This window comes from Paraburkholderia sp. J69-1, assembly GCF_905220255.1.
Classification (GTDB): Bacteria; Pseudomonadota; Gammaproteobacteria; order Burkholderiales; family Burkholderiaceae; genus Paraburkholderia.
The window spans coordinates 1-14,373 of record NZ_CAJMZG010000013.1 but is presented as its reverse complement, the minus strand read 5'-3'; the positions used below and the strand labels follow the sequence as shown (position 1 = coordinate 14,373).

The following is a 14,373-nucleotide window of genomic DNA, read 5'->3' as shown; positions in this document are numbered from 1 at the left end:
GGCTTATCCCTTCAAGCTGGCCGAGATCGAATCGGCCGCCTTGATGGCGAGTGCGGCCATCGAGAGCGTCGTATTCACGACCGAAGCGGAAGGCATGGCACCGCCGCCGGGCAGCCAGAGGTTGTCGTGATCGTGCGCACGGCAGTTGCCATCGACGACCGAATCCTTCGCGCTCGCACCCATGATGGTGCCGCCCATGATGTGATTGTTCGCGTTGAGCGCGGTCGTGATATTGAATTCCACGGCATTAAACAGGCTGCCGATATGCTCGATCTGCTTGTGCGCCGCTTCGGCGCCCTTGCGCACGTAATCGCCCACATCGTAGTGAATATCCGGGCAGGCGAGGCCGAGCGGGTCCACGCGCGTCTTGCTCAATGTGAGGCGGTTGTCCGGATCGGGCAGCGGTTCCAGGCTGATCGAAAGATCGACGCCATAGATCGCGCGGCGGCGGATCTCATCGTCGAGTTCCTTGCCGACCAGGCCGAGCTTGAGCGCCTGCTGCGTCGCCGGACCGACGCGCGAGATGTTATTCAGAATCATCTTGTTCGCCGAATACTGCCCGCGGAAATCGCCATCGCGCGGCCCGACGATACAACTGCTCTGCGCAGGACCACGGCCAAGCCACATCGGCTCGTTCGCGAGGAACGTGCAGTGAAAACCCGAGTGATCCATCATGTTGCGGCCCACATGATCCGACGAATTCGCAATGCCGTTCGGATTGCGCTCGTTGGCGGCGAGCAGCAACAGACGCGGCGTTTCGATACCGTTGCAGGCGAGCACGAAACGCTTGCCGCTGGCCTTGTGCGATTTACGCGCCTTGTCGTACCAATGCACGGCGGTGATGCGGTTATTGGCATCGGTGTCGATGCGATACACCACCGATTCGGCGAGCACATGCGCGCCCTTGTGCTCCGCGCGCTGCACATGATGAATGCCGTTATACATTGCGCCGATCGGGCAGATCGGCTGGCAATTGTTGTTGCCGCAACAAGTTGGGCGACCGTTCCACGGTCGCGTGCTGCGCGCCTGCGGAATGGGAATCGAGTGATAGCCGTGCGCGTTGACGATCTCCGCGAAACGCTTGTCGCCGTGGCCCCAGGGCACCATGTCCATCGGATACGGGCGGCTGCGCTCGGTGGGCGACTGCATCGCGGGATCGTTGGGACCGGCCACGCCCAGTTGCTCTTCGGCGCGGCAGTAGTACGGCTCCAGTTCTTCGTACGGAATCGGCCAGTCGCGGCCCACGCCGTAGGTCGACTGCATGCGGAAGTCCACCGGCAGATGGCGCCAGCACGAAGCGGCCCAGTGCCAGGTCGTGCCGCCCACGGTGCGCAGATAACCCTGCTGGAAGCTCTTGCCGTCCGGGCCGCTCAGGCCCACGTAGTCGTTCTTCGGGAAGTACAGCGGAGCGGGCGCGTGTTCGGCCTGCGGATAAAGGCCCTGAAAATCGGAGCCGACGCGATTGTCGAACGGCATGTTGCGCCAGTTCTCCACGGCCTGCGCGCGTTCGATGCGCAGACCGGCTTCGAGCATCAGCACGGAATGGCCTTCGCTGACGAGTTGATCGGCGATCAGGGCGCCGACCACGCCGGAACCGACGATCACGATATCGGCCGTGACATCGCCATTCGCTTCAAATACGGGTGTTTTCATGGGGTATGCGGGTTGGGTGCGCGAAGGCTTAGGCGGATCGGTGGGCGGTGGCGTGCTGGGCCGCCTGGGCGCGGCGCGCGGCGGCAACCGCGGGCGGCTCGACATCGGCGGGCGGCGGCGCGGCGGTCCACCAGAGCGGGCCGTTTGCGCAGTACGTGGGCGGGCTCATGCCGTCGCCGACCGTGCCGTACATCAGCGCATTCGCGTAAGTCACCATCACGGCTTTCGTGCCGTGGCCGACCGTGCCCGTGTACCAGGCCGTGACGATGGCGAGCGCGGTGTCGCGCAGATGCGCTTCGTCGGCGCTGTCGAGCAGTTGCTGCGGCGTCTGACCGGCGTGCATGCGCTGCGCGAGCGCGGCGGCGCGCGCGGCGAAACCGCGGTCGGCATCGCTTAGTGCGGTAAAGAGTCGTGCGCCGATGTCCGCGTCCAGATTCCGGTGACCGGTGAGCGCCTGCGAAACGGCGACGAAATCCGCAGCGGCAAACGGCGCGCCCGCGAAGGCGCGCGGCGCGACGGCGAGAAAGCCTGCGTGCGTCAGCGCGGCCACGAGGGTCTTGAGCACGGTGCGGCGGCGAGCGTTATGACGCGCGCCTGGCGTGACGTCACCGGCAAACGACGAGGTGATCTTTTGCATTTTCCTGAATGGTTACGCGGCCCTGCCCGCACGACCCGACGCCGCGCGGCACTGCCCCAACGATGCCCGCGACCGCGCGTAAAACTGCGTCACCCGCCTGTTGCGAGCGCGCAGGGGTGCGACGATCTGAAGCGGCGCGAATTATGGAACCGGTTCCATAACTTCGTCAAGCAGAGAACCGTTGCGAAATTTGCAATAAATCTCCACGTGAAGATTTTTTGGGGGACTGATCGCTGGAAGAAGCGCAGGAAGTCGCACACAGAACCGGCTGCGGCAAAAGCAAAACGGCGGCCAATCCGGCCGCCGTTTTCGCGTATGCAAATCAAGAAAAGGTGATCAGGCGTCGTTCAAATCGTCGAGATTGCGGCCGCGCGTTTCGGGAATATGGAAGGTCGTCAGCACGCCGATCAAGCTCAGGACTGCGACATAACTGGCGAGCGGAATCCACGCGAGCACCGTGCCGTGCCCCGCGCCCCAATGCGTCGTGGCCCACGCGATGATCGACGCGCCCACCAGCGGCGCAATACCGCCCGCCACCACCGCCGATAACTCGCGCCCCACCGCCACGCCGGCATAGCGATGCTGCGCACCGAACAATTCGGGCAGCAGCGCGCCTTGCGTCGCGAACATGCCCCAGACGCCCGCGAGCGACACACAAAGCATCGCGATGCTGGCCGTGGCGTTGCCCAGACTCAGCACCCACCAGGTCGGAAACGCCAGAACAAGCTGATAAACCGCGAAAATACGGTAGCTTCGCACGCGCCCGATACGATCGCTAAGGAGTCCTGCCAGCGGAATCACGATAGCGCCGGACGCCCCAGCCAACAGCAGCGCAAGCGGCCCGATCTGCCCTTTCAGGCCGGTTGCCGTAGCGATATAGCTGATCGCCAGCGATTGATAAATCGACGATCCGCCGTTCTCCGCCATGCGCAGACCGATCACCTTGAGCACCGTGGGCTTGGAATTGCGCATCAAGTGGCGCAGCGGGCTCTCCTTTACCTGCTGGCGCGCTTCGAGCCGCGCAAACGAGGGCGATTCACGCAGACGCAGCCGAATCCACACTGCCACGGCAATGATCACCGCGCTCAGCAGGAACGGCACGCGCCAGAGCGGCGTTTGCGAAATATCCTCGACACGTACCAGCGCGAAATAGATCGCCGCCGCCATGACCGTGCCGAGCAGCACGCCCATGAACGGCAGCGCCGCGAAGTAGCCACGCCGTTGCGGCGGCGCGAATTCGGCCATCAGCACGGCGGCACCCGCCTGCTCCGCGCCTGCGCCCAGGCCTTGCAGCAAACGGCAGCCCACCAGCAGAACCGGCGCCCAGATGCCCACGCTCGCATAAGTGGGCAACACGCCGATCAGCGTGCTCGCCACGCCCATCAGCAGGATCGTCGCCATCAGCACGAACTTGCGCCCGTAGCGGTCACCCAGCGCGCCGAACAGGATGCCGCCCACCGGCCGGATCGCAAAGCCGATGAAATAGGCGCCGAAACTGGCAATCAACCCGAGCGCAGGGTCGCTCGACGGAAAGAACAGCGGACCGAAGATCAGCGCGGATGCGAGGTTATAAAGCGCGAAGTCGTAATACTCGAGCGCGCTGCCGATCGACGCCGCCCAGGCCGCGCGATAAAGATCGGCCGAGCTGACCTGGGTCTGCGTTGCGCGGTCCTGCGTTGCGCGCTCATTCGTGTGCGGATTCACACGCGCCCCTGTGCCGTCGATGGCAATCGATTGATGCTTCATATTGTCTCCTTCCATGTCCACTCCTGTACATGCAGGTGGAGCCGTTTGCGGCTTCCCTCCGGCGCCCGTCTGACGCGGGCTGCCGGACGCATTGCCCCGTCAGGCGGCGGCGCGTTCGGCCTGCGCAACACGCTCGACTCGCTGGATTTCATCGAGCAGCGCCGTGCGCATCGCCTCGAACGGCGCGGGCCGGTCCGTATAAAGCTCGATTTGTCCGCAGAATTGATGCAGCAACATGCGTGTGCCGTCGACCGTCGCGCAACCCGCCGCGGCCGCATCGCGGATCAGACGCGTTTGCGCCGGCAGGAACGCCGCGTCCATCACAAAGAGATGCGAAGCCAGTTGCAGCGCCGCCAGCGGGCTGGCATCGGGCGCACGAAAACCCGCCGCCGTGGCATTGACCACGCCATCGAAAGCATGTGGATCGAAGTCCTCCAGCGCGCCGCCAAAACGCAGACCGAAGGCCTCGGCCAGTGCCTGACCGCGCTGCGCCGTGCGATTGAACACAGTCAGGTTCGCACCGGCGCGCTTCGCGCCCCACGCAATCGCGCGCGCCGCGCCGCCTGCGCCCAGCAGCGCGATGCGCTTGCCCGGCAAGCTGGTGACCTCTTCAAGCGCACGCACAGCGCCGACGCAATCGGTGTTGTAACCGGTTAGCTGTCCCGATCGATTGTCGATAGTGTTTACCGCGCCGATCTCGCGCGCCGTTTCGTCGAGTGCATCCAGATACGGAATGACCGCCTGCTTGTGCGGCATCGTCACGTTCATGCCACGAATACCGAGCGTGCGGATGGCCTGGATGGCGAGCGGCGCATCCTCCACACCAAAGCTCACGAAAGTGTAATCGAGCCCAAGCGTGCGATAAGCGGCGTTATGCACTTTCACGTTGAAGGTGAACGGCTGGCCTGCTAGCGAGCCGCAAAGTACCGGTATCGAATGTGGCATGGTCGAAAGTAGAAAAGTCGGAATGGCTATAAGTGAGTCAGCTTTATTGTTTTATCTCTTCGCGGGACGCTTTTAGCGCGGTGTCGTGCGCAATGACGAAGGACCGCCCTTGATCTCGATCCGCTTGCCGGTATCGCGCAAGTGGCCGTTATTCACGGCATAAAGCGCCAGTTGATGCTCGACGTTGAACTGCACGATCAGATACTTGCTGTCCGCCGTGAAGACGATGCCTTGCGCGGCCTCGCCGCCCAGCGCTTCGGCAACCTGATGCGCTACGCCATTGCGGATCTCGAACAGCACCACCTTGCCGCGCGCGTGACGGCCCGGGTTATCCGCTGTGAGGTTCGAGCCGTCCATCGCCTGCACGCCGATCCAGCGGCCATCGGGCGAGATCGCCACGCCTTCGGGCAGCGACGGCACCGTGAGATGCTGCACGGCGCGGAACGGCTCGCGCGAAACGTCGATGAGCGTGATCGCATCCGCATCGCCTGCGAGTTTGCCTGCGTAGCCGGGCAGCCCGGCCAGACCCACGTCGCTCACCACGGCCCACTTGCCATCACTCGACACATCGATGGTGTAAGGCGCCACGCCCGACGAAAGACGCACACCCGAATCGGTCACATGACCGTCGATCACGTCGAGCACGGCCACGCCCTGTTCGTCGCGCAGCGACACCAGCGCATGACGACCATCGTGCGTAAAACTCACGCCGGCAAGACGCTTTTCGCCAAACTTGAGCCAGTCCGCGATCTTCACGTTCGTGCCGTCGATCTGCACCACGGCGACGCGGCCATCCACGCCAGTCACGAGTGCGAGATGTCCGCTACGGTCGATGGCGATGCCTTGCGGATGCATGCCCAGATCGATGCGCGTCACCGAAGGCGGCGTGGCGTGCAGATCGACCACCTGAAGGAATGAGTCCATCAGCAGTTTCTTTGCGGCTTCGTCGTAACGCGTGGGCGCGGCGACGAGCGCAAGCGCGCCATCGGGCGTCACAGCCACGGCTTGCGGCGGACCCTGAATGCCGTTTTCGACCTCCACCGTGGCCTTGACCTGCGGCGGAAAATGGCTCGCATCGAGCAGCGTAAGCGTATCGGGCGGCGGATTCGCCAGCCAGGTATCGCGCCCTTCCACGCGTTGATACTTGCCGTCGTTACCCGAGACGATCCAGTCGGCGGCCAGCGTGGCATGCGCCGCCGTGCCGAGCGTCAGTGCGAGAGCGAGGCTCGCGAGCGTGCGCCGCGGCTTCGTTTTCGGCGTATTCGTGCGTTGGGTGGAAGAGATCGACTTCATTGCTTCATCCTTGCATGTTTCAAGCTGTGTTCGCAGTGCTTCCGGTATTTCCGGCATTTCGTCACACCACACTCGTGAGCCCGCCATCGACAAACAGCGTCTGCCCGCTCACGAAATCCGACGCATTAGACGCGAGAAACACAGCAGCGCCGCATAGTTCCTCGACACGGCCCCAACGACCCGCAGGCGTGCGCTTGCACAGCCACGCGCTGAATTCAGGGTCGTCCACGAGTGCGCGATTGAGATCGGTTGCAAAGTAGCCCGGCGCCAGCGCGTTGACTTGAATGCCACGCCCGGCCCAATCGGCGCACATGCCTTGCGTGAGCATGCGCAGCGCGCCCTTGGACGCCGCATAAGGCGCGATCGTGGGCCGCGCCAGCGCACTCTGCACCGAACTGATATTGATGATCTTGCCGCGTCCGCGCGCGAGCATATGGCGCGCAACGGCCTGCGAAACGTGGAAAACACCGTCCAGATTCACGCGCATCAACTCATTCCAGTCGCTTGCAGCGAACTGGTCGAGCGGCGCGCGGCGCTGGATGCCGGCGTTATTGATGAGAATGTCGATGGGGCCCAGATTCGCCTCGACGGCATCGACGGCGCGCGTGACGGCTTGCGGGTCCGCCACGTCGAACACGGCGATATCGGCTTCGAAGCCTTCGTCGCGCAGACGTGCGGCGGCCTCGGCGGCCTGAGCCTGATTGCGTCCGTTGATGACCAGCGCTGCGCCCGCGCGGGCCAGGCCGCCAGCCAGCGCAAGGCCAATGCCTCGTCCCGAACCCGTTACCAGGGCGCGGCGGCCTTGCAGGCCAAACAGGCGGAGTGTCTCGTTCGTCATTGTGGTGTGCGTCGCGCGGCATTTAAGGCGATGAGCGCCCGCACCGCGCGTTGCGCATGGCTTTGGTGTATTCCTCGTGAGTTGACCGCATTCTGCGCGCCCGAGCCAATAGTCTTTCATGACCTTGTTATCATGAAGCGTGATAACCACGCCCGAGCAATGCGGAAATCGCCATGGAACTGAAACATCTGCGCGCCTTTGTAGCGCTTGCCGAAGAACTGCATTTCGGCCGCGCGGCCGAGCGTCTTTGCATCGTGCAGCCCGCCTTGAGCATGCAGATCAAGGCGCTGGAAGAAGAGCTCGAGGTGCGCCTGTTCGACCGCGATCGTCATCGCGTGACGCTCACTGAAACCGGCGCGGCCTTCCTGCCCGAAGCGCGCGCGACGCTCCATCAGGCGGCACGCGCGGAGCAAACGGCGCGGCTTTCCGCGCGCGGCGAAATCGGCACGCTGCGGGTGGCGTTCGTCTCTTCGGTGCTGCCGCGTCTGCTGCCCGCGCTGATGCGGCGCATGCACGAGCGTTACCCGATGATCACGCTCGAACTCAAGGATATGCCCACGCCCGTGCAGATCGCGGCGCTGCACGACGGCAAGCTCGACTTCGGCTTGATCCGCCTGCCGGTAAGCGGCGCGGGCGTGGAGATTCGCCTGGTCATGGAAGAGTCGTTCGTGGTGGCCGTGCCCGAGGATCACGAACTCGCCCGCAAGACGCAGATTCGGCCCGCCGATCTGCGCGGGCGCGCCGCCTTCGTGCTCGCGCGCCGCTATGCGCCGGGGCTTTACGACGAAATGCTGGTGGCGTTTCGCCAGCAGCGCGTGTCGCTGGAGATTGCGGCGGAACTCGGCGAATACACCACCATGCTCGCGCTGATTTCAGCGGGGCTGGGGATCGGCGTGATTCCTCAGCATGCGGCCATGGCGCTGCCGCCGAAGGTGATCGCGCGGCCACTGGATCTGCGCGATCATCGCACCGGCATTGGCCTTGCCTGGCGCGATCTGGACACGCCCGCCAAGCGCATTTTGATGGAGGTGATGGAGGAATGTGCGCGGGAGGCACGCGAAATCTGAAAAGCCCGCCCGCGCGTCAAACGAACGCCACCTGCTGCGCTTCAACCCAGGCCCCCTCGCCCGCCCGCGTTTCGCGCGCCTTCGCCGAAGCGCTTTCCGGGCGCAAGCGGAACGTTGCCACCGCTTCGGCCATTTGGCTCGCCTGCTGTTCGAGCGAGCCCGCGGCCGCAGCGGCCTCTTCCACCAGCGCCGCATTCTGCTGCGTGACCTGATCCATCTGCGTCACGGCCTGTTCGACCTGCTCGATACCGGCGCTCTGCTCGACCGTGGCCGATGCGATTTCCTTCATCAAGCCCGACACCTTTTCGATCGACTCGACGATTTCGGCCATCGTCTCGCCCGCTTCGGTGACGCGCGCGCGACCGCCGCGCACATCCTTCACCGAAGCGTCGATCAACGACTTGATCTCGCGCGCCGCCGCCGCGCTGCGTTGCGCAAGCATGCGCACTTCGCCCGCCACCACCGCGAAGCCGCGCCCCTGCTCGCCCGCGCGCGCGGCCTCGACCGACGCGTTGAGCGCGAGAATATTGGTCTGAAACGCAATGCCGTCGATGATGCCGGTGATATCGGCGATCTTGCCCGAGCTGCGCGTGATCGCCTCCATGGTTTCCACCGCTTCCTCAACCACGCGTCCGCCGCGCTGCGCGACGTCGGCGGCGCCTGCGGCCAGCGCGCTGGCCTGGTTGGCGTGATCGGCGTTCTGGCGCACGGTGGCCGTCAGCTGCTCGGTGCTCGCCGCCGTCTGTTCGAGCGAGGCCGATTGCTGCTCGGTGCGGCTCGACAGATCGAGATTGCCCTCGGCGATTTCGCGCGCGCCAGTGTTGATCGCGTCGCAGCACGCGCGCACGTTGCGCACGGTCAGCGAAAGGCCGTCCTGCATGCGGCGCATGGCGTCGAGCAACTGGCCGATTTCATTGCGCCCGCCAGGCGCGATGGCCACCGCAAGATCGTTGGCGGCAATCTGGTTGAGCGCGTCGACGGCCACCGCAAGCGGCGCGGTCACGAGACGGCGCAGTGCCAGATGCGTGACGACGACGAGCGCGAGTGCGCCCGCAAGGCCGATAGCCACCATCGCCATGACCCAGTCGTGTTCGCGCGCGCCTTGCGCAAGCGTCGCGCGAACCGTCGCGTCCGCATCGGTATGGAAAGCGACGATCTCGGCGTTGAGTTGGGCGGCCGTGTGTGCGATATCGCCGCCAGCGAGCGTGGCGTAGGCCGATGTATCGCCGTGTGCGAGCGCGTCGGCGGCATTGCCTTGCAGGGCCGCGAGTGTTGTCTGCGTGCCGGTCAAGGCCGTCGCCGTGGGCGCGTTTGCGCCCGAGCGCAATGCGTCGCCTTGATGCGATGCCTGGGCGACTAGACTGCGCGCTTCGGCCAGCGCACCGTCGCGCGCAGAAGTATCGTTCTGCTCTTTGAGCGCCGCGTAGCCGCGCGCGAGCGCCGCCTGCGCCTGCGCGGCGTCGCGGCCCAATGCGTCGGCGAGCGCGGATGCACGTGCCGCTTCATGCACGCGGCGCGCAGCGTCGTCGGCGCGGCCGATCATCAGCACGCCCACCGCGGCGCCTACGACCAGCATCGCCGCGAAGGTGCAGAGCACCGCGAGCAGGCCGCTTCGAATCGTCAGATTGCGCATGACGTCTCCCGTTTCAGCGTGGCGCAGCAGCGTTGCTGCCCAGCCGGTTCAACAGCACGTTGCTTTGTTCGAGCAGCGTCGCGCGATAGTCGCCGGGCAACACGTTCTTGTCGGTATCGTCGGCTACCGCGATCGCGTCGCCGATCAGCGCGCGAAACGCCTCGACCGTACGCTCGATTTGCGGCGCCGAAAGTTGCGGCAGCACCGCTTCGGCAAACTTGCTCATCACAACCACGCTCGCGCCGAAACGCGAAATGGCCTTGCCATGCGAGCTGACGAGCGCCGTCATCGAGCGCAGCAGCATCTCATCGTGAGTGGTCACGTCTTCACTCTCCAGATCAACAGGATCACGAACTACTTATATTTGAACCGTATCGCGTGCAGCGTCGAAAACAGGCATGACACGCGGCATGCTTGCAGCCGGTGCGGGACGCGCGAGCAAGAATCCCTGCGCGCGATTGCAGCCGATGTCGCGCAGAAACTGGAATTGCTGCGGCGTTTCCACGCCTTCCGCCACCACGGAAACTTCCAGCGACTTTGCCATCGCCACGATGGCGCGCACGATGGAACCATCGCCGCTCGCAAAGTCCCCGATCTGCGCGAGAAACGAGCGATCGACCTTGAGCGTATCCACCGGCAATTTCTGCAGATAACGGAACGACGAATAACCCGTGCCGAAATCGTCGATGGCCAGGCTGATGCCACGCGCCGCCAGTTCCTGCAACAGCGCCTCGATGCCGCCGTTCGCCGATGTCATCGCCATGCTCTCGACCAGTTCGAGTTGCAGCCGGTTTGCGGGCAAACCGGTTTCGGCGAGGATATTGGCGAGTTGCGTGAGGAAACCGTCGTGCAGACACTGGCGCGCAGAAAGATTCACGCAGATGCGGCCAAAGTCGAAACCTTCGTCGAGCCACGCGCGCGCCTGGCGGCATGCCTCGCGCAACACCCACGCGCCTATCGGCACGATCAGCGCGGACTCTTCCGCAATCGGAATGAATTGATCGGGCGGCACGAGCCCGCGCTGCGGATGCTGCCAGCGCACCAGCGCTTCCACGTTCGAAAATCGCCCGCTTTCGACGTCGAATTCAGGCTGATAGTGCAGCAGCAATTCATTCGCGTGGATCGCGCGGTGCAATTCGGTTTCGAGTTGAATGCGCTCCATGGCGCACGACGTCATGGGCGCGGCGAAGAACTGGAAGTTGTTCTTGCCCGCGTCCTTGGCTTCGTACATCGCGCGATCGGCTTGCATCAGCAGTTGCTTCGCGCTTTGCGCGTCGTCCGGAAACATGCTGATGCCGATGCTCGGCGTGACGAAAAGTGTCTGCTCTCCTGCGCGGATAGGCGCGGCCACGGTCGTGAGCAGCGTCTCCGCAATGCGGCCGACATGGCGAATATCGTCGATATCTTCGATCAGCAGCGTGAATTCGTCGCCACCCAGCCGCGCGACCGTATCGGTTTCGCGCACCGAATCGCGCAGACGCCGCGCGATTACCGTGAGCGCTTCGTCGCCCACGCCGTGACCCATGGTGTCGTTGATGAGCTTGAAGCGGTCGAGGTCGAGAAACATGACCGCCACGCGCTTGCCCGAGCGGCGGGCGCGAGCGAGCGACAAGGCGATGCGCTCGGTAAACAAGGTGCGATTCGCCAAACCCGTGAGCGCATCGTGGGTGGCGAGATAACTGAGGCGCTCCTCAGTTTCGCGGCGCTGCGTGATATCCGCGAAGATCGCCGCGTAATGGGTGCAGCGGCCGTGCGCATCGCGGATGCTGGAAATCGTGAGGTATTCGAGGAAGATCGTGCCGTCCTTGCGGCGATTCCAGATCTCGCCTTTCCAGTGACCGTTGGTTTCGATGCTTTGCCAGAGCGTCGCGTAGAACGCCGGCCCCTGGCGCCCCGAAGCCAGCAAACGCGCGTTGCGGCCGATCGCCTCGCGTTCCGTGTAGCCGGTCAGGCGCGTGAAGGCCGGATTGATGCGCTCGATGGTGCCGGAAAGGTCGGTGATCATCACGCCGTCGAGCGTCGATTGCACGACCTGATCGGCCAGACGCAGACTCGCGCGCGAGGCGAGCAGCGCGTCGTCGCGTTCGCGTAGCGCGTCCTGCAGTTCGCGCACATATTCGTGTTCGAGGTCGCGCAGGATATCGGCAAGACCGAGCAGGCCGATCAATTCGCCCGCGTCGTCCAGCACGCCCACGTGGCGCATGCGATGTTCGAGCAGGTATTGCCGCGCCGAATAGAGGCTGCGCGAATGCGCGAGCGAGCGCAGCGGGCGGCTGGCGTAGTGGCCCACGTCGGGGCCGGTTTCGGCACGCTCGTCGGGCTGTTCGAGCGCGCCTTGCGCCACCGCTTGCACCACGTCGCGCTCGGTGAGAATGCCGAGGCCGCCATCCGCGTCGCGCACGACGATCGCGCTCAGGCGGCGCTCGCGCATCTGCGACATGGCTTCGGCAAACGGCGTGTGCGCGTCGATGCAGTGCGGGCGCGGCGGCTTCGCGCAGGCCAGCGTGCGCAGACGCAGGAAGCACTCGGGCCCCTGACTCATGACGAGATCGGTCTGCGTGACGAGGCCGAGCGGATTGCCCGCCTCATCGACCGCCAGGCAATGGCGGATGCCTTCGCGCGCGAACAATGCGGCGGCTTCGCGCGCGCTGGTCTGTGCCGGCAGCGAACGCACCGGCTGACTCATGGCGGTGGAGATCGGCAAGGTGGCGGCTGTGGTCTGGCTGCCTAGCGCCAGCGCGTCGCGTTCGGTCCAGATGCCGACGGCGCGCTGCGCCTCGGTGACGACGATCGCGCTGCAGCGCTGCGCGGCCATCAGGCGCGCGGCTTCGCGGATCGTTACGTCGGGTCCGCAGGCGAGCAGCGGCCCGGTTAGAAGGCGCCCGATTTCGACGTCCAGCGTGTGGTGTTGCATGTCGCGCCCCGTACCGCATGTGTTTGTCTTTTTGAGATGCGATGAACTTAGCAGGCGAGGGACAGTGATTGGATGATCTAGATCAAAGTTCTTAGGATTGAGGGAGCGAAATTGAAAGGCCGGACCGGAAGGCGCTTGGGCGCTTCGGGTCCGGCCGGGGTGCTTCGGTGTGCTCGTGCGCTAACGCGTCAGGGCGTCAGTGCTTGTGCGAGCCCGGTGCTTGCGTGGACGTGCCGCCGCCCAGCCCACCGGTGAGACCGCCGAGCAGGTTTGTCACTGGCGAGAGCAACGAAGTGGCGCCGCTGGTTCCGCCGCTGCTGCTGCCGGCACTGCTATTTCCACCGCTGCTGGTTCCGCCCGTCGCGCCGCCGAGTGCGCCAGTCAGCGTGCTGACGATGTTCGTCAACGGCGCCGCCGGGTTCGAGGACGAAGACGTCGACGACGAACCACCGCTCTTGCCGCCTTGCGCGCCGCCGCCGCTCGATACGCCGCCCAAGGCGCCGGTCAACGTGCCGACGATGTTCGTCAACGGTGCTGCCGGGTTGGACGCAGAGCCACCACTCGACGAGCCGCCGCCGCTCACCGGCACCACCGACACGCCGCCAAGCAAGGCCGTGACCGGCGCAAGCAGGCCGCCCGAGCTATGGCCGGTCGATCCGCTGGAACCCGTCGAGCCCGATCCCGCCGATGTGCCATTGGCGACGCCATTGCCATTGCCGCTGCCGCTGTTGTTGCCGAGCGTGATCGGCACAATCGGTACGCTCACGGCGCCGACGTTGACGATGAGGTTCGCGATCGGGCTCAGCAGGCCGCTGCTGCTCTGATTGCCATTGCCGGAGCCACCGACGCCCGTGGTGTTGCCGGGCGTGCCGGAGTTGCCGCCTGTGTGGCCGCCCGTGCCGCCTGAGCCTCCCATACCGCCGGAGCCGCCAGTGCCGCCATTTCCGCCCGAACCACCGTGGCCGCCGTTGCCTGAACCGCCGCTTCCGCCAGAACCACCGTGGCCGCCGTCACCGGAGCCACCGCCGCCCCAACCGCCGTGACCGCCGTCGCCAGAACCACCACTGCCACCCGAGCCGCCATGACCGCCGTCGCCGGATCCACCGCTACCGCCGGATCCGCCACTACCTCCGGAACCGCCGCTGCCGCCCGAGCCGCCGCTACCTCCCGAACCGCCATGACCGCCGTCGCCAGAGCCACCGCTACCGCCGGATCCGCCACTACCGCCCGAGCCACCGCTACCTCCCGAACCACCGCTGCCACCTGAACTGCCACCACCCGATCCGCCGTGGCCGCCGTCGCCGGAACCACCGCTACCGCCGGAGCCACCGCTACCACCCGAGCCGCCATGACCGCCGTCGCCGGATCCACCGCTACCGCCGGATCCGCCACTACCTCCGGAACCGCCGCTACCGCCCGAACCGCCGCTGCCCCCCGATCCACCATGGCCTCCGTCGCCGGAGCTTCCTCCGCCCCAACCACCATGACCGCCGTCTCCCGAACCACCACTACCGCCCGAACCCCCGCTACCGCCCGATCCACCACTGCCACCCGATCCACCGCCTCCTGAGCCATCCCCCCAACCGCCGTGACCGCTGTCGCCCGATCCGCCATCGCCACCACCGCCATACCCCCCATCCCCAGAGC

General features: G+C 65.4%; 11 protein-coding genes. 1 reads left to right on the top strand and 10 read right to left on the bottom strand.

Features of this window, described 5'->3' with window-relative positions:
• Positions 1-3: 3 nt before the first annotated feature.
• The 6 genes from U5A67_RS23145 to U5A67_RS23120 all read right to left on the bottom strand — a co-directional run bounded on the left by U5A67_RS23145 (position 4) and on the right by U5A67_RS23120 (position 7,112).
• The gene (locus tag U5A67_RS23145; protein WP_321816013.1) at positions 4-1,653 is read right to left on the bottom strand and encodes a GMC family oxidoreductase; all 1,650 of its coding nucleotides are present in this window, start codon (positions 1,651-1,653) and stop codon (positions 4-6) included.
• A 28-nt stretch (positions 1,654-1,681) separates the two neighbouring features.
• Positions 1,682-2,290 carry a sugar dehydrogenase complex small subunit gene (locus tag U5A67_RS23140; protein ID WP_321816012.1) on the bottom strand — a complete coding sequence of 203 codons (609 nt, stop codon included), beginning with the start codon at positions 2,288-2,290 and terminating at the stop codon, positions 1,682-1,684.
• Positions 2,291-2,626: 336 nt separating this feature from the next.
• The gene (locus tag U5A67_RS23135) at positions 2,627-4,051 is read right to left on the bottom strand and encodes an MFS transporter (RefSeq protein ID WP_241024528.1); all 1,425 of its coding nucleotides are present in this window, start codon (positions 4,049-4,051) and stop codon (positions 2,627-2,629) included.
• 84 nt (positions 4,052-4,135) lie between these two features.
• Positions 4,136-4,981 carry a shikimate dehydrogenase gene (locus tag U5A67_RS23130; protein ID WP_321816011.1) on the bottom strand — a complete coding sequence of 282 codons (846 nt, stop codon included), beginning with the start codon at positions 4,979-4,981 and terminating at the stop codon, positions 4,136-4,138.
• A gap of 72 nt (positions 4,982-5,053) precedes the next feature.
• The gene (locus tag U5A67_RS23125) at positions 5,054-6,274 is read right to left on the bottom strand and encodes a YncE family protein (RefSeq protein ID WP_321816010.1); all 1,221 of its coding nucleotides are present in this window, start codon (positions 6,272-6,274) and stop codon (positions 5,054-5,056) included.
• Between the two features lie 61 nt (positions 6,275-6,335).
• Positions 6,336-7,112: a glucose 1-dehydrogenase gene (locus U5A67_RS23120; RefSeq protein ID WP_321816009.1), complete on the bottom strand. Its 777-nt coding sequence runs from the start codon at positions 7,110-7,112 to the stop codon at positions 6,336-6,338.
• 173 nt (positions 7,113-7,285) lie between these two features.
• Here U5A67_RS23120 and U5A67_RS23115 point away from each other — a divergent pair, with 173 nt between their 5' ends.
• Complete coding sequence (locus tag U5A67_RS23115) at positions 7,286-8,179, top strand: LysR family transcriptional regulator (protein WP_321816008.1); 894 nt, start codon at positions 7,286-7,288, stop codon at positions 8,177-8,179.
• Between the two features lie 16 nt (positions 8,180-8,195).
• On the opposite strand, the gene U5A67_RS23110 is transcribed toward U5A67_RS23115, so the two are convergent.
• From U5A67_RS23110 to U5A67_RS23095, 4 genes are all read right to left on the bottom strand, one after another.
• Positions 8,196-9,812, bottom strand: a complete 1,617-nt coding sequence (locus tag U5A67_RS23110; RefSeq protein WP_321816007.1) for a methyl-accepting chemotaxis protein — start codon at positions 9,810-9,812, stop codon at positions 8,196-8,198.
• Positions 9,813-9,825: 13 nt separating this feature from the next.
• Complete coding sequence (locus U5A67_RS23105) at positions 9,826-10,134, bottom strand: hypothetical protein (protein ID WP_321816006.1); 309 nt, start codon at positions 10,132-10,134, stop codon at positions 9,826-9,828.
• A 36-nt stretch (positions 10,135-10,170) separates the two neighbouring features.
• Positions 10,171-12,726, bottom strand: coding sequence for an EAL domain-containing protein (locus U5A67_RS23100; protein WP_321816005.1), 2,556 nt, complete (start codon positions 12,724-12,726; stop codon positions 10,171-10,173).
• Positions 12,727-12,922: 196 nt separating this feature from the next.
• The coding region (locus tag U5A67_RS23095; protein WP_415767909.1) for a hypothetical protein at positions 12,923-14,373 on the bottom strand (1,451 nt) is incomplete at its 5' end.